Origin of the sequence: Chitinophaga nivalis (assembly GCF_025989125.1) — a bacterium.
Lineage (GTDB): Bacteria > Bacteroidota > Bacteroidia > Chitinophagales > Chitinophagaceae > Chitinophaga > Chitinophaga nivalis.
In genome coordinates this window covers 6,200,004-6,226,424 of the sequence record NZ_JAPDNR010000001.1, presented here as the reverse complement: position 1 = coordinate 6,226,424, position 26,421 = coordinate 6,200,004, and the positions used below count along the sequence as shown (strand labels likewise).

Here is a 26,421-nt window from a genome sequence, read left to right as displayed (position 1 = left end):
GATACACCTGTACCAGCTGCCGTTGACGATCAATGGTAAACTGGATCGCAGGGCTTTACCGGAACCACAGTTTACAGACACCGATCATTACCGTGCGCCGGAAAATGCGACGCAGGAGATCATGTGTGAGATCTTTGGTCAGGTGTTGGGTATTGCCGCGGATAAGGTAGGTATTGATGATGATTTCTTCCACCTGGGAGGAGATAGTATCGTGAGTATCCAGCTGACCAGCCGTTTACGGCAGCAGGCGGGTATTCAGGTAACGGTGAAGGACATCTTCCGTCATCGGACGATTGCCGCCTTGTATACAAACGTGATAGCAGATCCTGCCCAACAGGCCGTACAGCTGGAAACAGAGCAGGGCATCCTGACAGGCGACGCAGCATTGCTACCGATCCAATCCTGGTTCTTCGACAATGTAGCGAAAGGGCACTTACCAGCTTATCATCACTGGAATCAGTCGTTCCTGATCAATGTACCGGCGCTGGATAAAACCTTGCTGGAACATACGATCGTGAAACTGCTGAACTATCACGATGCCTTACGTTTACGTTATCGTGCGGATCACACGCAATACTACAGCGGAGCCGTAACAACCGCCGACATCCGTTATCAGGATGTAAGCGTGTTGTATAATCCGGAAGAGCTGGCGGATATATTGACGGAATGGCAAAGTGGATTTGATATCTATGGCGATAAATTATTACAGATCGGTTACCTGGATGGTTATACAGATGGCCGTGCACGCCTTTACCTGGCGGTACATCACCTGTTGATCGACGGGGTGAGCTGGCGTATCCTGTTTGCGGATATGGAGCAGATCTACCGTCACCTGGAAGGTATAACAGATACGGCTATACTGAAAAATATAACCGCTTCGGATATACTGGGAGAAAAGGGCAGCAGCTACCGCCAATGGGTGAACCAGGTGGCCGCTTATGCCACCTTACCTGATCAGCAACCAGCCGTTGAAAAGGCTTACTGGACAAATATTACAGGGGGCATAGCTGCGGGTAATGCCGCACTGTCGGCACTGGAAACCTCCGTACAGCCGCAACATGCTTCGCTGTTACTGGATGAACAACGTACCGGCCAGCTGTTACGTCATACCGGGCAGGTGTATAACACCCAGATCAACGATATTTTATTAAGTGTACTCGGATTGGCTTTGTCGCAGCTGACAGGTCAGGACCGGCACTACGTGTTGCTGGAAGGCCACGGTAGGGAAGCGTTGTCTGCTAAAATAGATATCACCCGTACCATTGGCTGGTTTACTACCATGTATCCGGTGGCTATTGAAAGCAGTGGCAGTCATTACGGCGAACAGCTGATTGCAGCTAAAGAAATGCTGCGGAAGATACCGGCTAACGGTATCGGCTATGGGGCATTGTCTGGTTACGATACCACGGCATTGCCACAGATCCTCTTCAACTACCTCGGCCAGTTTGATGGCCAGGAAAGTGAGGATGGACAAGGCTGGAGCATGAGCAGTGACTACAGCGGTGTGGCTATTCATCCAACTAATAAAGATGCTTATCTGCTGAATATAAATGGTCTGATCATAGATGGCCGCTTACAGTTCAGCTTTACCGGTAACCTGGCCGCTGCTGTGCTGGAGCGATTGGCAGGCCAATACCGGCGTATACTGGAAGAAATGATCAGCTACCTCGGAAGCATCACCCGCACCTATTTAACGGGTAGTGATGTAGCGCATATCATTTCTCCATCCTGGTTGTCGCGTTTACAGGCATCACAGGAAGTAACCGGTATCTACCTGGCGGGCAGTCTGCAGGAAGGCTTTATCTACCATGCCCTGAGTCAGGGTGAAATAGATGAGGCTTACCGCGTACAGCTGTCATGGGATTATAACAACGAAATGGACGCAACGTTGCTGCGGGAAGCCTGGAAGTATACCCAGGCGCGTTACAGTGTACTCCGTTTACGTTTCGGCTGGGAAGAAGAATTAGTACAGATCATTGATAAAACCGGGGAGCTGGATTGGCACTACCATGATATCAGTACCAATACGGCGGCAGAACAGGAAGTTTATCTGACTGCCTTATCGGCCACAGATCGGGCGCAGGCCTTCGACCTGTCCCGCGGTAACCTGTTCCGTGTATACCTGATTAAACGCGGGGAGCGTGCCTACAGCTGTATTTTCAGCAACCACCATGCTATCCTGGATGGATGGAGTATGCCGTTGTTGATGAACTACCTGCACGAAGTGTATCTGCAACTGTTGGCAGGGCAACAGGTAGTAGTACGGGAAGATCGTAGCTATGCCTTGTCGCAGCATTACCTGCAGGTGCACCGGAAAGATAATGAAGCTTATTGGCAGTCTTACGTAGGCCAGTTACAGGAGCAGGAAGACCTGAATAGCTTGCTGAAACCGGAACAGCGACATATTAACCTGTCGGCTTACCGGCATATTCTGCAACCTGCTGCCAGCAGTCTGGTAATTGAAGGTAGCAGATATGACGCCTTGAAACGATTGAGTGTCGCGCATGGCTTTACCGTGAATGCGGCATTACAATATTGCTGGCACCGGCAACTGAGCCTCTATGGCAACACCAACACCACGGTGATGGGGATGACCGTTTCCGGTCGTAACCTGCCGGTAGATGATATTGAAAACAGCGTAGGTTTATACATCAATACCTTGCCGGTTATCCTGGAACATAAGGATGGCAGCGTGATAGCAGCCATCAAGGAGTTACAGTCGCATATCAATGAAATCAACAGCCGCAGTGATATCCACTTAGGTAAATTACAACAGGGAAGTGATCGTTTGTTCAACAGCCTGTTTGTATTCGAAAACTATCCGGTGCCGGTAGGCAGTGCAGGTGAAGCTGGTGTCCTGTCGATGGCCTTCCGTGATAGTGTGGAGAAGATGGATTATCCGCTGGGTGTGGTAGCGGCAGAACGGGGTGGTATCATTCACTACACGCTGAAATATGCAGGTGAATTATTCGATGAAGCAATGATCGCCCAACTGCTGCAAGGCATGGACTTCATCATTTCACAATTGATTGCAGATCCTTTGATCCAGACCACCGCACTGGTGCACCTGGAGGCAGCACAATACGAAACCATTATTTACGACTGGAATGATACGGCGCGTACTTATCCTGCCGATAAAACCATTCATGCCTTGTTTGCTGCGCAGGCAGCGGCTACGCCAGATAACATTGCACTGGTATACGAAGACCAACAGCTGACTTACCGGGAACTGCATGAAAAATCAAACCAGCTGGCAGCGTATCTGCGTAACAGTTATGATATACAACCGGATGACCTCATCGGGCTTTGCCTGGATCGTTCGGAACAGCTGATGATCGCCATCCTGGGTGTGCTGAAAGCGGGAGGGGCTTATGTGCCGGTTGATCCGACCTATCCTGCGGAGAGAATCGATTATATCCTGACAGATACACGTGCGAAAGTAATATTGACGAATGAAATACATGCCGATAAACTGACGGGTAAACAAGTGGCGGTAGTAACCCTCGACAGCGATGCGCTGCAAACAGTATTAGCTACCTATCCGGTAACGGATCAAACAGTGGATCATCTTCCTACATCATTGGCCTATGTGATCTACACCAGTGGTACCACTGGTTATCCGAAAGGAGTAATGGTAGAACACAGTGGCGTAGTAAACCTGATCAAAGACCTGGTAGCGCGATATGAACTGGGAGCAGATGAAGTGATATTGCAACTGGCTAACTATGTGTTTGATGCATCAATCGAACAGATGTGGCTGGCGTTGCTGCAAGGTTACCGGTTGTTGTTGGTGAACAGAAACGCATGGGAAAATACCACTGCTTTCTATGATTTACTGCAAACCAACCAGGTAACGCATATTCATAGTACGCCTTCCTTCCTGGAACAATTCAGTTTCGATAGCATCGTTTCGTTGCGTCGCCTGATCTCCGGTGGTGAATATATGAATCCTGCCCTGATCGATCGTTTACGTAATGAACGTTATCAGCTGATCGATGAATATGGTCCAACGGAAACAACGATTACGTCTATCGTGAACGTAGGACTGGATAGAAAAGGCATTGGTCGTCCGGTGGCGAATACCACTGTGTATGTACTCTCCGCCAACTTATTACCGGTGCCGGTAGGCGCGGTAGGAGAGCTGTATCTGGGCGGTGCCGGTGTAGCGAGAGGCTACCTGAATCAACCTACGTTAACGGGGGAACGTTTTATTGCCAATCCTTTTGTTACTGCAACGGAGAATAAATACAATACCCGCCTGTATCGCACGGGTGATCTGGTGAGATACTTACCGGATGGATACCTGGAATATATTGGCCGTACCGATACACAGGTGAAGATCCGTGGTTATCGTATCGAGCTGGGTGAAATAGAAAACCGCCTGACCAGTCATCCGGATATCCGGCAGGCCGTAGTACTGGCGCGTGAAGGAGCCAGTGGCAAATACCTGGTAGGTTATTATGTTGCGGATGATGTACTGGATCAGCAAGCGTTACAGGACTACCTGGGTACTTCGCTGCCGGAATACATGATACCGGCGGTATTGGTACACCTGTACCAGTTGCCGCTGACCGTCAACGGTAAATTGGACCGCCGCGCCTTACCGGAACCTTATTTTACGGCTACCGATCATTATGAAGCGCCGGCGAATGAAACAGAAACAGACCTCTGTCACATCTTTGGTGAAGTGCTGGGGGTAGATGCTGCTACCATCAGTGTGAACGAAGATTTCTTCCGCCTGGGAGGTAATAGTATCTCTGCGATCCGCCTGGTGAACCGCATCAACAAAGAACTGGATGCGAGCTTGAATGTGGCCGCCATCTTCACGGGCAGAACTATTCGAAAACTGGCGGCCCGCCTGCTCACCGGCGTGACGGACGAAGTGAAAATTGTGGCGCCACCGGTGTCTGCACCAACAGAACAGTTGTTGTCTTTTGCGCAGGAACGTTTATGGTTTATTGAAAACTATGAAGGCGGTAGCAATGCCTACAACATTCCGCTGGTACTGAAACTGCAGCCGGATGTACAGGTAGATAGCCTGTTGCAGGCATTACGTGCTATTGTACAACGGCATGAAGTATTGAGGAGCCGTATTCATATGAATGAGGAAGGCCGTGGTTACCAGCAGGTGATAGATGAAAACAGCTATCCGCTGGAAATCCGCCGCAAGGATTTCGATACCGCCGCAACGATGCAGGCTGCCTTTGTGGAATTGGTGAATCACGTCTTTAAACTGGATCAGGAATATCCTATATTAATAGGCCTTTATACGCTGCATGCAGCCGACGATGCACAGGGAGATTACCTGGGCGTAGTGCTGCACCACATCGCATTTGATGGCTGGTCAACAGATATCCTGTTGCGGGAACTGATGCAGGGCTATTACTACTACGAAGCATTGCGTGTTAATGATACAGCGGCAGCAGCGCAATATGTATTACCGGCCTTATCGCTGCAATACCGGGAGTTTGCACTGTGGCAACGTCATTACCTGACAGGTACCGTACTGGAACGGCAGTTGAATTACTGGCGTCATCAGCTGGCAGACTATGAAACGTTGCATTTGCCGGCCGATAAACCACGTCCGGTACAGATCAGTTATGAAGGAGCAGATATAGTTTTTGTTATAGAGAAAGCAATCAGTGAAGACCTGCGGGCAGTAGCACAGGAGTTGCAGGTAAGTATGTTCAGCCTCTTGCTGAGTGGTTATTACCTGTTGCTGGGCAGCTACAGCAACCAACGGAATATTGTACTGGGTACACCGGTATCTAACCGGCACTATCGTGAAATAACAGATCTGATTGGCTTCTTCGTCAACACACTGGCGTTGCGGGAAGACATCAATCCGGAACAACCTGTGGCAGACTTTATCCGCCAGGTAGGTGCGTCCGTGATCGGTGCACAGCTGCATCAGGATCTGCCATTTGAGAAATTGGTAGATGAACTGGGCATTGAACCGGATACTTCGCGTCATCCTGTATTCCAGGCGGTATTCAGTATACAGCACTTTGGAGAAGGAGAAGCGGCCAACCGGTTGTTTGCACCATATGGCGGAGATACCCAGTATAGTATCGCCAAATACGATGTCACTACCACGATGGATGATAGTGGAGAAGAGATCAGCGGTGTGTTTAACTACGCAGTACATCTCTTTGAAGCAGCTACCATCGAAAGATGGATTGTGACTTATCAGGAAATACTAACGCAGCTGGCATCCCTGAAAGATGCTGCCAACCGTAGCTTGCCGCTGAAAGCATTGCGTTACCTGCATCCGGTGCAACAAGCTGAAATTGTGTACGACTGGAATAATACGGCGCGTGCCTATGCGGCCGATAAAACCATTCACCAGTTGTTTGAAGAACAGGCGGCTGCACAGCCTGACGCTACGGCGCTGGTGTATGAAGACGTGCGCCTGACCTATGGCGAACTGAATGCCAAAGCCAATCAGCTGGCCGCCTGGCTACGTGATGCCTATGCTATTCAGCCCGACGACCTGGTAGCGTTATGTCTGGATCGTACCGAACATTTGCTGATCGCCATACTGGCGGTACTGAAAGCCGGCGGCGCCTATGTGCCAATGGATCCTGGCTATCCGGCAGAAAGGATCGCCTACATCCTGGAAGATACCGGTGTACGGGCCGTGTTGACGAATGAAATACATGTGCCGATGCTCACAAGGCTGGAAGCAACAGCCAACATCGAAGCGATAGATACAGCCGGAATATGGCAGGCCACCTTCTCCCGTTATGCTCCGCAAAATCCGGTAGCGATTGCAGCTGCTAGCCACCTGGCTTATGTGATCTACACCAGTGGTACCACCGGTAAGCCTAAAGGGGTAATGGTAGAACACCACGGGGTGATCAACCTCATTACAGAATTAATTCCGGTGCATCAGCTGGATCAGCACACCAATATTGGTTGCTATTCCAACTATGTATTTGATGCATTTGTATACGAAGCCTTCCCGATATTAAGTAATGGTAACAGCCTGTATCTGTTCAGCGATAAACTGAGAACGTCGCCGGATGCATTGCGTACCTATATTGAACAACATCAGATCAGGGTAACGTTTATCCCATCTGCGCTGTTGCGCGAATTCCTGTCTGCGCCGGTATCGCTGGCACTCATTTACACCGGTGGTGAACAGCTGCCGGATCTGAAAGACAGTGGCTATGCAGGCATCTTGCTGAATGAATATGGTCCGACGGAAGCAACCGTATGTACAACGATTCATCCTTATACGGCAGGAGATAATACTGCCAATATCGGTCGCCCGATCGGCAATATGGAAGTGTATGTACTGGACAGCGAACTGCGTCCGGTGCCGGTAGGTGCTGCGGGTGAGCTGTATATCGGCGGTGCCGGTGTGGCCCGTGGCTACCTGCATCAGCCTACGTTAACGGGGGAACGATTTATCCGGCATCCTTTCCGGGAAACAGGCCGTTTGTATAAAACCGGTGACCTGGTGAGGTTCCTGCCGGATGGTAATCTGGAATACAGAGGCCGTACGGACTTCCAGGTGAAGATCCGGGGTTACCGTATTGAACTGGGTGAAATTGAAAACCGCCTGGCTGCTTATCCGGGCATTAAACAGGCGGTGGTATTGGCCAAACAAGCCTTGTCCGGCAGCGGATTATACCTGGCGGGTTACTATGTGGCCGATGAGCCAATAGCGCAGCAAAGCCTGCAGGAATACCTGGGCGCTTACCTGCCTTCCTACATGGTACCGGCAGCGCTGGTACACCTGTTGGTATTACCACTGACGGCCAATGGAAAACTGGATCGCCGTGCTTTGCCGGAACCACATTTTACGGATGGTAATAACTACCAGGCGCCGCAGAATGAAACAGAGGCGCTGATGTGCGAAGTATTCGGACAGGTATTGGGGATTGCAGGAGATAAGATCGGTGTGGAAGATGACTTCTTCCGCCTGGGTGGCGATAGTATTGTGAGTATACAGCTGGTGAGCCGCTTACGGCAACAGCTGGGACTGCACGTAACGGTGAAGGATATCTTCCGGCATCGTACCATTGCAGCGTTATATACCCACGTGATCGCCAGTGCGCAGCAACAGCGGGTGCAACTGGATACGGAACAGGGTATCCTCTCTGGTGAAGTGGGATTATTGCCGATCCAATCCTGGTTCTTCGATAATGTGGAGAATGGCTCTTTCCCGGCTTATCATCACTGGAATCAGTCTTTCATCATCAATGTACCGGTACTGGATAAAACCCTGCTGGAACATACTGTGGTGAAGTTGTTGAATTATCACGATAGCTTACGTTTACGCTATCAGCGTGCAAGGGTACAATACTATGGCCCGGCAGTAACGAGAGCAGACATTCGCTATCTCGATATCAATACATTATCGGAGCCGGAAGAACTGGCACAGCTATTAACCAGCTGGCAAAGTGATTTTGATATTTATGGAGAGAAATTATTACAGATAGGTTATCTGGAAGGATATACCGATGGCCGTGCAAGAATCTATCTGGCGGTACATCACCTGTTGATAGATGGGGTAAGCTGGCGTGTGCTGTATGCGGATATGGAAAGAATTTACCGTTACCTGTCCGGCATAACAGATAAGGCTACACTGGAAACAGTAACAGCCACGACTATACTGGGCGATAAAGGTAGTAGTTACCGCCAATGGGTGCATCAGCTGGCCACATATGCTACGTTGCCTGGTCAGCAGGAGACAACGGAAAAAGCTTACTGGGCTACCTTGGCAGCAGGCGTAACTGCCGGTAATGCCTTACTCAACAGCCTGCGCATACCGGAAGAAAACTATGCGGCACTGTCGCTGGATGAACAACGTACAGATTTACTGCTGCGCCATACGGCACATGTCTACAACACCCAGATCAATGATATATTGTTAAGTGCATTGGGCGCTGCGTTATCACAGATAACCGGAACAGACCGGCACTATATCTTACTGGAAAGCCATGGCCGCGAAACGTTATCCGCTACTATTGATATTACCCATACTACCGGTTGGTTTACGACCATGTACCCGATTGAAATTGTAAGTAGTGGTAAAGATTACGGCGCACAACTGGTAGCAACAAAAGAAATGCTGCGGAACATACCAGGTAATGGTATCGGCTATGGTGCGCTGTTGGGCTATGAAGGAGGTACCTTGCCGCAGATCAGCTTCAACTACCTCGGACAGTTCGATGGACCGGAAACAACAGATAACAGTGCCTGGACTGTCAGCAGTGAATACAGTGGCGTGGCTTCCGATCCGGCGAATAAAAATCATCATCTCCTGAATATTAACGGGTATGTGATAGATGGCCGTTTACAGTTTAGTGTAACGGGCAACTTCCCGGCAGCCACCATTACCGCGCTGGCGGATCATTACCATCGTACGCTGGAAGAAATGATTACTTTCCTGGGCAGCCGCGAACGCAGCTACTTAACGGTGAGCGATGTGGAAAATGTGGTCTCTGCTTCCTGGCTGGAACAATTACAGGCATCCCGCGAAATTGCCAACATATACCTGGCAGGTAGCTTACAACAAGGATTTATCTATCATGCCCTGAACCAGGGTGAGGTAGATGACGCTTACCGCGTGCAGCTCTCCTGGGATTATCACAATGCCCTGGATGTAGTATTGCTGCAAAATGCCTGGAGTTATGCGCAGCAGCGTTACAGCGTATTACGCCTGCGGTTTGGTTGGGAAGAAGAACTGGTACAGATCATTGATAAAACCGGTGTACTCGATTGGAGATATATCGATATCAGCGATAGCAATCCTGTGGAACAGGATCGTTACCTCGCCACGTTATCTGTTACAGATCGTTCGCTGGCCTTCGACCTGGCTGATGGTAACCTGTTTAGAATTTACCTGGTGAAACGTGGAGACCGCAGCTACACCTGCGTATTCAGCAATCACCATGCGATACTGGATGGCTGGAGTATGCCGTTGCTGCTCAATTATGTACATGAAGTATACCTGCAGCTGTTGGAAGGTGAAACAGTAACCGTACGGGAAGACCGTAGCTACGCACTTTCCCAGCACTATCTGCAGCAACACCGGCAGGATAATGAAGCATTCTGGCAGCAATCTGTTCGCCTGCTGGAAGAGCAGGAAGAGCTGAGCCAGCTGTTAAGACCGGAACAACGGCATATCAATCTGTCGGCCTACAGACACATACTGGAACCGGTAGAAAGCACGCTGCATATTACCGGCACACAGTATGAAGCATTGAAACGTTTATGCGCTGTCCACGGCTTTACCATCAATGCGGTATTGCAATATGGCTGGCACAGGCAACTGAGCCTCTATGGCAACAGCCGCACCACGGTAGTAGGGATGACCGTATCGGGTCGTAACCTGCCGATAGATGATATTGAACAGGGAGTAGGCTTGTACATTAATACGTTGCCGGTTATCCTGGAACATACAGACAATACCGTGATCGCAGCGATTAAAGAACTGCAGTCACATATTACAGAAATCAACAGCCGGAGCGACATACATCTCGGTAAACTGCAACAGGGCAGTGACCGGATGTTCAATAGCCTGTTTGTATTTGAAAACTATCCGGTACCAACAGGTAGCGACGCAGATGAAAGCGGAGAAGCTACCCTGTCGTTGAAGTTCCGTGCCGGTATAGAAAAGCTGGATTACCCGCTGGGTATCGTTGCCCATGAAGGCGGCGATGCGGTTCACTGCACGGTGAAATATGCAGGTGAACTGTTCAGTGAAGAGATGATACAACAGCTGCTGACCGGTATAGAAGGGATGGTAGCTCAGCTGACATCACAGCCGGCTATTACGACTACCGCACTGACGCACCTGAACCGCGATCAGTATCAACAGACTATTCATGACTGGAATGATACGGCCTGCGCTTATCCTGCAGATAAACCAATTCAGCAGCTGTTTGAAGCACAGGTAGCGGCTACGCCGGATGCCATCGCATTGGTATATGAAGATGTCAGTCTGACTTATGCTGCACTGAACGCGAAAGTCAATCAGCTGGCAGCGTATCTGCGTACAACGTATGCGATACAGGCCGATGACCTGGTGGCCCTGTACCTGGATCGTACGGAACAGATGATGATCTCGATTCTGGCTATCTTAAAAGCCGGTGGTGCGTATGTGCCAATTGATACCGCGTATCCGGACGACCGTATCCGTTATATCCTCCAGGATACCGCTGTGAAGGTGGTACTGACTAATGCCATACATCAGGAAAAAATGAGTGGTATTACGGCTGATACCAATATTGTAACGGCGTTGATAGATACACCAACATTTGCAGCTTCGCTGGATGCTTACCCGAATGTGAACCTGCCTTATATCAATGGCGCGGATCACCTGGCGTATGTGATGTACACGAGCGGTACTACCGGTATGCCGAAAGGGGTAATGGTAGAGCACAAGAGTGTAAACCGCCTGGTACGGAATGTAGACTATGTAAGATTTACCGCTACAGATAAAATACTGGCGATTGCCAACTATGCCTTCGATGGCTCTGTGTTCGATATTTTCGGTGCTTTCTTAAATGGCGGCACCCTGGTAATTGCAGCGAAAGAAGTGTTCCTGGATATGCAGCAACTGGAAAGTGTGATGGAACACAACAACATTACCATCTGCTTTATCACGACGTCGCTCTTCCATCGCCTGGTGGATGAAGAGCTGCCTTACCTGCAACAACTGAAATATGTAGTAGCAGGTGGGGAGCAGATCTCCTATGCGCACGTGGAAAGATTACTGGAAAGAGATACGACGGTGAAGGTGGTTAACGGTTACGGCCCTACGGAGGGTACCACGTTTACGACTACTTATTTATGTAATGATTACCGCGAACTGTCGTCTGGTGTGATTCCGATTGGTCGTCCGCTGTCCAACACCACCGTATACGTACTGGATCGTGAACTGCGTCCGGTACCGGTAGGTGCAGCTGGTGAATTGTACATTGGTGGCGCCGGTGTGGCCCGTGGTTATCTGAATCAGCCGGAACTGACCCGCGAACGGTTTGTGAACAATCCGTTTGCACAGGATGGCAGTCGTTTGTATAAAACGGGCGACTTAGTGAAATACTTGCCAGATGGTAACATCGAATACCTGGGCCGTACGGACTTCCAGGTGAAGATGCGCGGTTACCGTATTGAGCTGGGCGAAATAGAAAGTCGTTTAGCTACTTATGGAGATATCAAACAAACGGTGGTGCTGGTGAAAGAGCAGACAGGTGGTAACCAATACCTGGTGGCTTACTATGTAGCCGGAGAAGCAATCGATGAGTCCTTGTTGATTGCTTACCTGGAAACAACGTTACCTGCATATATGGTGCCTTCGGTGTTCATTCAGCTGGCAGCATTGCCGCTGACGATCAACGGTAAACTGGATCGGCGCGCCTTACCGGAACCACATTTCACAGATACCCATAACTACCAGCAACCGGTAAATGCGACAGAAGAAAAACTCTGTGCGGTATTCGGAGAGGTGTTGGGGATAGACACCGGAACGATCGGTGTTCATGATGACTTCTTCCGCCTGGGTGGTAACAGTATCCTGGCCATCCGCCTGGTGAACCGCCTGAATAAAGCGCTGGATACGACGATTAACGTATCTGCCATCTTTACCGGCAGAACGATCCGTAAACTGGCGGATCAGCTGATCAGTGGTGTAAGCGATAGCGTGAAGATCACGGCGCCGGTGGTAACAGACCCCACTGCGCAACTGTTGTCTTTTGCACAGGAACGACTGTGGTTCATCGAAAACTACGAAGGCGGCAGCAATGCCTATAATATTCCGGTCGTATTGAAACTGCAGCCGGATACGCATATAGGTAGCCTCTTACAGGCGTTGCATGCCATTGTAGACCGGCATGAAGTATTACGCAGTATCATTAAAATAAACGAAACAGGTAAAGGATATCAGCAGGTGCTGCCAGATCCGGTGGTGATCCGGCAGGAAGAATTGTACACCGTGGAAGCCCTGCATGAAGCCCTGGCTGCCACCGCCAATCATGTCTTTAAACTGGATGCTGCCTATCCGGTATTGATGGGGGTTTATACCTTGTATACTTCATCCGGTACGGTTGAACACTACCTGGATATTGTACTGCACCACATTGCATTCGACGGCTGGTCTACCGATATTCTGCTGCGCGAACTGCTGCAACATTATGCTTATTATGAAGCCATACGCACACAGGATACAGCTAAAGCCGGCCGGTATGTATTGCCGGCGTTGACGCTGCAATACAAAGACTTTGCACTATGGCAGCGTACTTACCTGAGCGGCGCCGTGCTGGAAAAACAATTGGGTTACTGGCGTAATAAATTATCCGGTTACGAAACCCTGCACCTGCCAACAGATAAACCGCGTCCGGTACAGGTCAGCTATGAAGGAGCAGATGTTGTTTTTGCGATCGATAAAACCATCAGCGAAGACTTAAGAGCCTTATCGCGTGAGCTGGAAGTAAGTATGTTCAGCCTGTTGCTGAGTGGGTATTACTTATTACTGGGCAGCTATAGTAATCAACGAAATATCGTACTGGGTAGCCCGGTATCCAACCGGCACTATCGGGAAATAGCAGATCTCATCGGCTTCTTCGTCAATACATTGGCATTGCGGGAAGAGATAGATCCGCAACAACGCATCACCGACTTTATCCGGCAGGTAGGGGCTTCCGTAATAGGAGCACAATTACACCAGGATTTACCATTTGAAAAACTGGTGGACGAACTGGATGTAGAGCCGGATACTTCGCGCCATCCTGTCTTCCAGGTATTCTTTAGCGTGCAGCATTTTGGTGGAGAAGAATCACAGAACGACCTGTTTACAGCTTATGCCAGTGGCAGCGGTTACAGCGTAGCCAAATACGATCTCTCTACTACGATGGACGACAGCGGAGAACAGATCGTGGGTATGTTTAACTATGCCACCAGTCTTTATGAGACAGCTACCATTGAAAGATATATTGTTACCTATCAGGAAATCCTGCAACAGCTGGCCGCACTGCGTAATCCGCAGCTACGGGATACACCGCTGAAAGCATTGCATTACCTGAATGCAGAACAGGAGGCAGCCATCCTGTACGACTGGAATAACCTGGCGGCTGCTTACCCGTCTGATGAAACGATTCATAGCTTGTTTGAGGCACAGGTGGCAGCAACACCGGATGCTACTGCACTGGTATTTGAAAATACCAGGTTGACTTACGCCACGTTGAATGTACGGGCTAATCAGCTGGCCGCTTACCTGAAAACTACTTACCACATTCAACCGGAAGACCGGGTGGCACTTTGCCTGGATCGTTCGGAACATATGCTGATCGCTATCCTGGCAGTACTCAAAACCGGCGGCGCTTATGTACCAATGGATCCTGGTTATCCCAATGACCGGTTAACGTTTATGCTGACAGATACCGGTGTGAGCGTGGTGTTAAGTAATACAGCGCATCAGGAAAAACTGCAGGCGCTGGCGGCAGACTTACCACTGACAGTAGAAAGTCTGGATAGTAATAGCCTGCAGGAAGTATTGGCAGGTTATGCGGAAGAAAATATCGCAGTAGCCAATCGTCCGGAAGGCCTGGCTTATGTGATCTACACGAGCGGTACTACCGGTCAGCCAAAAGGCGTGATGGTAGAACATCGCAGCGTACTGAATACACTGAATTGTATCCGCGAAGCTTACGACTTCACGGCTGCCAGTCGTATCACTGCCTATACGGCTTATGTATTCGACGTATCGGTGTCTGAATTCTTTATCGCCTTGTTATACGGTAATGAACTGCACTTGTTAAGCGAATCACTGCGCACCGATGCAGATGCGATCAGCAGCTACCTGCTGGCGCATGACATTGAATACACGTATCTGCCACCGGTGATGTTATCGGTGCTGCCGCGGACAGCTTATCCATCCTTGCGTGCGATTGTGTATGCGGGTGAAACATGCCCACCTGAAACAGGGAAGTACTGGTCTGAACAAAAACGGTTGTATAACTATTACGGCCCAACGGAGGCCAGTATTTATGCCACCGGTAAACAGATTATAGCGGGAGATACGCACCTGATCGGTCGTCCGATAGCCAATACGACTGCCTTTATACTGGATAGCGAACTGCGTCCGGTACCGGTGGGCGCGGTAGGAGAACTGTACCTGGGTGGCGCCGGTGTAGCAAGAGGCTACCTGAATCAGCCAACGTTAACGCAGGAACGCTTTATCACCAATCCATTCGATCTGCAGGATCGCCTCTATAAGACGGGGGATCTGGTGAGATATATACCGGATGGAAATATAGAATACATCGGTCGTGCGGACTTCCAGGTGAAGGTGCGCGGTTACCGGATTGAATTAGGAGAGATAGAAAACCGCCTGGCTACTTATCCGGGCATCAGACAAGCCGTGGTGCTGGTGAAAGAACAGACAGGTGGCAATAAATACCTGGCAGGTTACTACGTGGCAGATGCGGCACTGGATCAACAGGTGCTGGAAGCATACCTGGGTGCTGCGCTGCCGGAATATATGATACCATCTGCCCTGATACACCTGTACCAGCTGCCATTAACGATCAATGGTAAACTGGATCGCAGGGCCTTACCGGAACCCCAGTTTACAGATACCGATCATTACCGTGCACCGGAAAATGCGGCACAGGAGATTATGTGTGAGATCTTTGGTCAGGTATTGGGTATTGCTGCAGACAAAGTAGGTATTGATGATGACTTCTTCCACCTGGGAGGAGATAGTATCGTGAGTATCCAGCTGACGAGCCGTTTGCGGCAGCAGGCCGGTATTCAGGTAACGGTGAAGGATATCTTCCGTCACCGGACCATTGCCGCCTTGTATACAAACGTGATAGCAGATCCTGCCCAACAGGCCGTACAGCTGGAAACAGAGCAGGGTATCCTGACAGGCAACGTGCCATTGCTGCCGATCCAGTCCTGGTTCTTCGACAATGTAGACAAAGGACTGTTGCCGGCCTATCACCACTGGAACCAGTCGTTCCTGATCAATGTACCGGTGCTGGATAAAACCTTGCTGGAACATACGATTGTGAAAGTATTGAACTACCACGATGGTTTACGCTTACGCTACCGCAAGGACGGTACGCAATACTACCGGGAAGCCATCACGGCAGCAGCAATCCACTACCTGGATGTGAGCACGGCGGAAAATGCGGAAGCATTGGCAGCTACCCTCACCAGCTGGCAAAGTGATTTTGATATCTATGGCGATAAATTATTACAGATCGGTTACCTGGATGGTTATACAGATGGTCGTGCACGCCTCTATCTGGCGGTACATCACCTGCTGATCGATGGGGTGAGCTGGCGTATCCTGCTGGGAGACCTGGAGCAGGTGTACCGTCACTTGTCTGGTATAACGGAAACAGCTACACTGGAAAGTATACCGGCAACGGCTATACTGGGAGAGAAAGGCAGCAGTTACCGCCAATGGGTAAACCAGGTGGCTACCTATGCCGACGAGGATGGAACGGAACGCACCTGGTGGACTGCCCTGCAGCCGGGCATAATAGCAGGTAACGCCCTGCTGGCCGGCTTACAGGTACCGGAACAACACCAGGCTACCTTGTTGCTCGATGAGCAACGTACCGACCAGTTGTTACGTCACACCGGTCAGGTATATAATACCCGCATCAATGATATTTTATTAAGTGCATTGGGCCTCGCCCTGGCAGAACTGACCGGGCAGGAGCGTCACTATGTATTGCTGGAAGGCCATGGCCGTGAAGCATTATCCGCTAAAATAGATATTACCCGCACGATAGGTTGGTTTACCACCATGTATCCGGTAGCCATTGACAGTACCGGTAGCCATTATGGCGAACAACTGATCGCGGCAAAAGAAATGCTGCGGAAGTTGCCGGCTAACGGTATCGGCTATGGGGCATTGCTGGGCTACGATATCGAAGCATTGCCACGTATTGTGTTTAACTACCTGGGGCAGTTTGATGGGCCGGAAGGCGAAGCGGGAACGGGCTGGAGTATGAGCAGTGACTACAGTGGTATCGCCATCCATCCGTCCAATAAAGATCATCACCTGATCAGTATCAACGGACTGGTGATCAATGGCCGCTTGCAGTTCAGTATCACCGGTCAGTTAACGGAGGCAGTCGTAACACAGCTGGCAGCAGCTTACCAGCGTATACTGGAAGCAATGATCAGCTATCTGGGCGGCTTAACCCGCAGTTACCTGACGGGCAGTGATGTGGATCATATTATCTCTCCGTCCTGGTTGTCACGTTTGCAGGATACGCAGGAAATAACAGGGGTGTATCTGGCAGGCAGTCTGCAGGAAGGCTTTATTTACCATGCCCTGAGTCAGGGAGAAGTGGATGATGCCTATCGGGTACAGTTGTTATGGGATTATAATAACCCGATGGAAGTATCGTTGCTGCGGGAGGCCTGGAAATATACCCAGGCGCGTTACAGCGTATTGCGCCTACGTTTCGGATGGGAAGAAGAATTAATACAGATCATCGATAAAAACGGAGAACTGGATTGGCGCTATAGTGATATCAGTGAAATGACGGCGGAAGAACAGGAAGCTTATCTGACAACGCTGGCGGCTACAGATCGGGCGCAGGCCTTCAACCTGTCCCGTGGTAATTTGTTCCGGGTGTATGTAGTGAAACGCGGAGACCGTGCCTACAGCTGTATCTTCTGTAATCACCATGCCATCCTGGATGGCTGGAGCATGCCACTGTTACTGAACTATCTGCACGAAACCTATCTGCAATTACTGGCAGGTCAGCCGGTAGTGGTACGCGAAGACCGCAGCTATGCCTTGTCGCAGCACTATCTGCAGGTACATCGGCAGGATAATGAAGCTTACTGGCAGTCTTATGTAGGTCAGTTACAGGATCAGGAAGACCTGAGCAGCCTGTTGAAACCCGAACAGCGTCATATCCACCTGTCGGCTTACCGGCATATACTGGAACCAAAAGAAAGTACACTGATCATAGAAGGCGGCCGCTATGAAGCCTTGAAACGATTGAGCGTGGCAAATGGCTTTACCATCAATGCGGTATTGCAATATTGCTGGCACCGGCAGCTGAGCCTCTATGGTAACACGCATACAACGGTCATGGGTATGACCGTATCCGGTCGTAACCTGCCGGTAGATGATATCGAAAACGGCGTGGGTTTATACATCAATACCTTGCCGGTTATCCTGGAACACAAGGATGGCAGCGTGATTGCTGCTATCAAAGAGTTGCAGTCGCATATCAATGAAATCAACAGCCGCAGTGATATTCACCTGGGTAAATTACAGCAGGGAAGTGACCGGTTATTCAACAGTCTCTTTGTATTCGAAAACTATCCGGTGCCGGTAGGTAGTGGTGGAGAAGGGGAAGCCTTATTGTCTTTGGCTTTCCGGGATAGTATGGAGAAGATGGATTATCCGCTGGGTGTGGTGGCAGCAGAGCGCGGTGGTATCATTCACTACACGCTGAAATATGCAGGTGAATTATTCCATGAAGAAATGATTGCCCAGCTGTTGAAAGGTATGGACCTGATTGTTTCACAATTGATTGCAGATCCTGCTATCACTACGGCAGCATTGGTACACCTGAATGCTGCACAATATGAAGCGATCTTATATGATTGGAATGATACGGCACGTACTTATCCTGCTGATAAAACCATTCATGCCTTGTTTGCTGCGCAGGCAGCGGCTACGCCGGATAACATTGCGCTGGTATACGAAGACCAGCAGCTGACTTATCAGGAACTGAATGAAAAAGCCAATCAGCTGGCAGCGTATCTGCGTAACCGTTATGATATACAACCGGATGACCTCATCGGACTTTGCCTGGATCGTTCGGAACAACTGATGATCGCCATCCTGGGTGTGCTGAAAGCGGGAGGGGCTTATGTACCGGTTGATCCGACCTATCCTGCGGAAAGAATCGATTATATTCTGACAGATACCCGTGCGAAGGTGATATTGACCAATGAAATACATGCGGATAAACTGGCAGGCAAGGAAGTCGCGGTGGAAGTGATCGATAGCGATGTATTGCAGACCGTATTGGCTACCTATCCGGTAACGGATCAAACAGTGGATCATCTCCCTGCATCCTTAGCCTATGTGATTTACACGAGTGGTACCACTGGTTATCCGAAAGGAGTAATGGTAGAACATAGTGGCGTAGTAAACCTGATCAAAGACCTGGTAGAGAAATATGAATTAGGAGCAGACGAAGTGATATTGCAACTGGCGAACTATGTGTTTGATGCCTCTATTGAACAGATGTGGCTGGCATTACTGCAAGGTTACCGGTTATTGTTAGTTAACAGAAATGCATGGGAAGATACGGATGTCTTCTATGGGTTGTTAAATACCCATCAGGTAACGCATATCCATAGTACGCCTTCCTTCCTGGAACAATTCAGTTTCGACAGCATTTTGTCCTTACGTCGCCTGATCTCCGGTGGGGAATACATGAGTCCTGCCCTGATCGATCGTTTACGCAATGAACGTTATCAACTGATCGATGAATACGGTCCAACGGAAACAACGATTACGTCTATCGTAAACGTAGGCCTGCACAGAAAAGGCATTGGCCGTCCGGTGGCGAATACCACTGTGTATGTACTCTCCGCCAACTTATTACCAGTGCCGGTAGGCGCGGTAGGAGAGTTGTACCTGGGCGGTGCCGGCGTGGCACGTGGTTATCTGAATCAACCTACGTTAACGGGGGAACGTTTTATCGCTAATCCTTTTGCTACACCAACAAATAATATATCTGATACCCGCCTGTATCGTACCGGAGATCTGGTAAGATACCTGCCGGATGGCTATCTGGAATATATCGGTCGTACGGATACACAGGTGAAGATCCGTGGTTACCGTATTGAGCTGGGTGAAATAGAAAACCGCCTGACCAGTCATCCGGATATCCGGCAGGCCGTAGTACTGGCACGTGAAGGAGCCAGTGGCAAATACCTGGTGGGTTATTATGTAGGGGATGAGATACTGGATCAACAAGTATTACAGGACTACCTGGGTACTTCGCTACCGGAATATATGGTGCCGGCAGTATTGATACATCTCTATCAACTGCCACTGACCGTCAATGGTAAGCTGGACCGCCGCGCATTGCCAGAACCTTATTTTACGGCTACCGATCATTATGAAGCGCCGGCAAATGAGACAGAAACAAACCTCTGTCACATCTTTGGTGAAGTGCTGGGTGTAGATGCTGCTACGATCAGTGTGAATGAAGATTTCTTCCGCCTGGGAGGTAACAGTATCTCCGCTATCCGCCTGGTGAACCGCATCAATAAAGAACTGGATGCGAGTCTGAATGTGGCCGCCATCTTCACGGGTAGAACCATTCGTAAGCTGGCCGCACGCTTGCTCAGTGGTGTGAAAGACGAAGTGAAAATTGTGGCGCCACCGGTATCAGATGCAACAGAACAGTTGTTATCCTTTGCACAGGAACGTTTATGGTTTATTGAAAACTATGAAGGCGGCAGCAATGCCTACAACATTCCGGTGGTATTGAAATTACGTGCGGATGTACAGGTAGATAGCTTGTTGCAGGCGTTACGCGCCATCGTGCACAGACATGAAATACTCAGAAGTTATATCAGTATCAACAAAGCAGGTAAAGGATATCAGCAGGTGATAGACGACAGCGTTACGCCACTGGAGATTATCCGGGAAGAGATGCCTGCCATGGAAGCCCTGGAAACAACCCTGGCAGGTATGGCCAACCATATCTTCCGGTTGGATACGGGGTATCCTTTACTGGTAGCTTTGTATACGGATGCCGCTACACAGGAACATTACCTCAGTATTGTACTGCATCACATCGCATTTGATGGCTGGTCCACCAATGTGTTGCTGCGGGAACTGTTGCAACAGTACTACTATTATGAAGCGATAAAAGCCAATGAAACGGCGGAACAATATGTATTGCCGGCATTGCCGCTGCAATACAAAGACTTTGCCCTGTGGCAACGGCACTACCTGACCGGCGCAGTCCTGGAACGCCAGTTGTCTTATTGGAAAGATAGATTTGCCGGCTTTGAAACATTACACCTGCCAACAGATAAACCACGTCCGGTACAGATCAGCTATGAAGGCGCCGATATTTATTTCGTGCTGGATAAAGCTACCAGTGACGGATTGAGAGCACTGTCGCGGGAACTGGAGGTAAGTATGTTCAGCTTATTGCTGAGTGGCTACTATCTCTTACTGGGCAGCTATAGTAATCAACGCGACATCGTATTGGGTACACCGGTATCTAACCGGCATTACCGCGAAATAGCAGACCTCATCGGATTCTTTATCAATACCCTGGCATTACGCGAAGCCATCGATCCGGAACAAACGGCAACAGACTTTATCCGCCAGGTGGGTGCTTCCGTGATAGCGGCGCAGCTGCATCAGGATCTGCCATTTGAAAAACTGGTAGATGAATTAGGCATCGAGCCGGATACCTCCCGCCATCCGATATTCCAGGTAGTGTTCAGTGTACAGCATTTCGGAGAAGAAGCGGCAAGGGATCAGTTGTTTGAACCATATGGTGGCAACCATCATTACAACATCGCTAAATACGATCTCTCTACTACCATCGATGATAGCAGGGAAGAAATCTTTGGGGTGTTTAACTATGCAGTCGGTCTGTTTGATGCAGCTACCATTGAAAGATATATTGCTACCTATAAAGCGATCCTGCAGCAATTATCCGGTCTGCAGGCTGTGTCAGCGCAACCGTTGCAGCTGAAAGCGCTGGATTATCTGGAAACAGCACAGTATAACGAAATCGTATACGACTGGAATACACAGGCACAGGAATATGCAGCGGGTCATACTATTCATCAGTTGTTTGAAGCACAGGTGGCTGCTGTTCCGGAACAAACAGCCATCATATATGAAGGCCGTACACTCACGTATGCCGCACTAAATGACCAGGCGAATCAGCTGGCAGCGCACTTGCGTACTACCTACGCGATACAGCAGGACGACCTGATTGCGCTTTGTATGGATCGCTCCGAACACCTGATGGTAGCCATCCTGGCAGTATTGAAAGCCGGTGGCGCCTATGTGCCGATGGATCCTGTTTATCCGGATGAAAGAATTGCCTACGTACTGGAAGATACCGCTACCCGCGTATTGCTCACCAATGAGCGGCATGCAACCCGTATGCAGGCGTTGGCAGGCAACCTGCCGGTAACAGTGGAAAGTGTGGATGCCATTGATGTATCAGCGTATAGTGCAGATAACCTGCCCGCACTGGCGCAGACAGACACACTGGCGTATGTGATCTACACCAGTGGTACTACCGGTAAACCGAAAGGCGCGATGATTGAACACCGCAACGTAGCGCGCCTGTTCACCGCTACCGATCATTGGTACCACTTTGGTAACACAGATGTCTGGACGTTATTCCACGCCTATGTATTCGACTTTAGTGTATGGGAAATGTGGGGCGCGCTGTTGTATGGCGGACAATTGCTGATACCAACCTATGAAGAAACAAGAGACCTGAATCTGTTCTATCAGTTGTGTCTGGAGAGAGGCGTGACGGTATTGAACCAGACGCCGGGCGCTTTCTACCAGTTCATTGATGTGGCCTTGCAACAGGCCACCCGACTGGATCAGCTGAAGTATGTGATCTTTGGTGGAGAGGCGTTGAACCTGGCGCAGTTGAAACCATGGTATGAGCAGTATGATGATCAGCAACCACGCCTGATCAACATGTATGGTATCACGGAAACAACGGTCCATGTAACGTATAAGGAATTACGTGCCACAGAACTGGATAAAGGTTCCCTGATTGGCAAACTGATTCCGGATCTGCAGGGCTATGTATTGAACAGTCACCTGAAACCAGTGCCGGTAGGCGCAGTAGGCGAGTTGTATGTAGGTGGTGCGGGTGTTACCCGTGGTTACCTGCATCAGCCAGCCCTCACGCAGGAACGCTTTATTGCGCATCCGTTTGATGCCACCGGCAGATTATATAAAACCGGTGACCTGGTAAGGTATTTACCGGATGGCAGCCTGGAATACATTGGCCGTGCCGATTTCCAGGTGAAGATCCGCGGTTATCGGATAGAATTGGGAGAGATAGAAAGCCGCCTGGCTGCGCATCCGCAGATCAGACAAGCTGTAGTACTGGCGAAAGCATCGTTGTCGGGTAGTGGTCAGTACCTGGCCGGTTACTACGTATCCGATGCTGCGCTGGATGAAACAGCCCTGAAAACCTATCTGGGCGCTTATCTGCCGGAATATATGATACCGGCGGCATTGATACATCTGGTGAAATTACCGCTGACGATCAACGGTAAACTGGATCGCCGCGCCTTACCGGAACCTCAGTTCACCGACACCGATAACTACCGTGCAGCAGAAAATACCACGCAGGCGCTGATGTGCGACATCTTCGGGCAGGTGCTAGGTATAGCCGGCAGCAAAGTAGGTATTGAAGATGACTTCTTCCGGCTGGGAGGTGATAGTATTGTGAGTATCCAGCTGGTGAGCCGTTTGCGGCAGCAGGCAGGTATTCAGGTGAGTGTGAAGGATATTTTCCGCCACCGTACCATTGCGGCCTTGTACACGCACGTGGTGGCAGATGCGCTGCAAAACAGCATCCAGCTGGAAACAGAACAGGGTATCCTCACGGGTGAAGTACCCTTGTTACCGATCCAGTCCTGGTTCTTTGAAAACGTAGAAAAAGGCTTGTTGCCGGCATATCATCACTGGAACCAGTCTTTCATGATTAATGTACCGGCATTGGATAAAAAACTGCTGGAACATACGCTGGTGAAACTGGTGAACTACCATGATGGTTTGCGTATACGTTATCACCAGCCACGGGTACAATACTATAGCGATGCGGTAACAAGTGTGCATATAAACTATCTGGATGTAAGCACGCTGCAACAACCGGAAGACCTGGCGACTATCCTCACCGGCTGGCAAAGTGATTTCGATATCTACGGTGATAAACTGTTCCAGGTAGGTTACCTGGAAGGGTATGCCGATGGGCGTGCACGCCTCTGGCTGGCCGTACATCACCTGTTGATAGACGGGGTGAGCTGGCGTATTTTATATACCGATATGGAGCGTATCTACACGCACCTGGCTGGTATAACGGGTACGGCTACCCTGTCAGATGTATCCACTACCAACATCCTGGGTGAAAAGGGTACCAGTTACCGCCAATGGGCAAATCAGCTGTTGACCTATGCCAGCTTACCGGAACAACAAAACACCGGAGAAGCAGCTTACTGGGCGGCTATGACGCCTGGTATTGCGGCAGGCAATGCCTGGCTGGAAGCACGTAGTACACCGGAACAAAGCCAGTCATCACTGTTGCTGGATGCACAACGTACAGATTTGTTGCTGCGTCATTCCGGACATGTGTACAATACACAGATCAATGATATTTTATTAAGTGCCCTGGGCGCTGCATTATCCCGCATCACCGGCCTGGATCGGCACTATGTGCTGCTGGAAGGTCACGGCCGCGAGGCACTGTCAGCGAAGCTGGATATCACCCATACCACAGGTTGGTTTACCACCATGTATCCGGTGGAAATTATCAGCAGCGGCAGCAGCTATGATGAACAGTTAATCGCCGCCAAAGAAACACTGCGGCAAATTCCGGCCAATGGTATTGGTTATGGCGCGTTGCAGGGATATAATATAGATAAGCTGCCACGGATAGTGTTTAACTACCTGGGTCAGTTCGATGGTGCCGGTACGCAGGAAGAAAGCGGCTGGTCAATCAGCAGTGACTATAGTGGTCAGACAAATCATCCGGCCAATAAAGACCACCACCTGATCAGCATCAATGGTTTGGTGATCAACGGACAACTGCAGTTTAATATAACCGGTAACGTGAGTGAGGAAACACTTACTCACCTGGCTGAACATTACCAGCACATACTGGAAGAACTGATCAGCTACCTGAGTGGCATACAACGCAGCTATCTGACGGTAAGTGATGTAGATCATGTGATTGGTGCCGGTTGGTTGTCGGCCTTGCAGGCTACTACACCTGTCACCGGTGTATACCTGGCCAACAGCTTACAGCAGGGCTTTATCTATCATGCCCTGAATCAGGGTACGGTAGACGATGCCTATCGGGTGCAGCTGTTCTGGGATTACAGCAGTAGGGTAGACGTATCGCTGCTGCAACAGGCATGGGCGTATACCCAGCAACGTTATGGCGTGCTGCGTTTGCGGTTTGGATGGGAAGAAGAGCTGATACAGATTGTTGACGAAACAGGTACGTTGGATTGGCGCTATGCAGATATCAGTGAATGGGCGGAAGATGCGCAGCAGGCATACCTGCAGGAGCTGGCTGCCCGCGATCGTGCGGAAGCCTTTGACCTGTCCCGTGGTAACCTGTTCCGCATCTACCTCGTGAAATGCGGGGCGCGTGCCTATACCTGCCTCTTTAGCAATCACCATGCGATCCTGGATGGATGGAGTATGCCATTGCTGATGAACTATGTACATGAAGTGTACATACGGTTGTTGCAGGGCGAAACCATTACGGTGCGGGAAGACCGTGGCTACACGTTGTCGCAGCATTACCTGCAGCAGCACCGGAAGGATAATGAAGCTTACTGGAAAAACTATATCGGCCAGCTGGAAGATCAGGAAGACCTGAGCAGTCTGTTGAAACCTGCCTTACGGCAAACAGATCTGTCGGCCTATCGCCATATCCTGGAACCACAGGAAAAAGTACTGCTGGTAGATGGAGAACGATATGATATTTTAAAACGCCTGTGTGCTTTACACGGCTTTACACTCAACGCTGTATTACAGTATTGCTGGCACAGGCAGTTGAGTCTGTATGGTAACAGTAGTACAACGGTAGTCGGTATGACTGTATCCGGCCGTAACCTGCCGATAGATGATATTGAACAGGCAGTTGGTCTGTTTATCAATACCCTGCCGGTAGTACTGGAACATAAAGACGATACGGTGATTGCCGCTATCAAGGAATTGCAGGCGCACATTACGGAAATCAACAGCCGCAGCGACATGCACCTGGGGCAACTGCAACAGGGTGATGGTGGTCGCCTGTTTAACAGCCTCTTTGTATTTGAAAACTATCCGGTGCCGGTAAGTGGAGCAGGAGATGAAGAAGAAGGAGAAGCCATCCTTTCTATTCAGTTCAGAGGAGGCGTAGAAAAACTGGATTATCCGTTGGGTATTGTGGCACATGAAAAAGGAGCTACTATTCAATGTACCATCAAATATGCCGGTGAGTTATTCCCTGAAGCCATCATTGAACAGTTGTTGGCTGGTATGGAAAGTATCATTACACAGTTGACAGCGGATGAACAGCTTGCGACTACTGCATTGACGTACCTGAACAACGAACAGTATCAACAAATCATTCATGACTGGAATGATACAACCCGCACTTATCCTGCAGCGGAACCTATTCAGCA

At 49.8% G+C, this 26,421-nt stretch carries 1 protein-coding gene (cut by both window edges); it reads left to right on the top strand.

All 26,421 nt of this window come from inside a single coding sequence — locus OL444_RS23130, non-ribosomal peptide synthase/polyketide synthase, on the top strand. Of the gene's 91,200 coding nucleotides, 46,718 precede the window and 18,061 follow it; the stretch shown corresponds to coding positions 46,719-73,139 — codons 15,573 (partial) to 24,380 (partial); the first codon wholly inside the window starts at window position 2. The start codon and the stop codon both lie outside this window.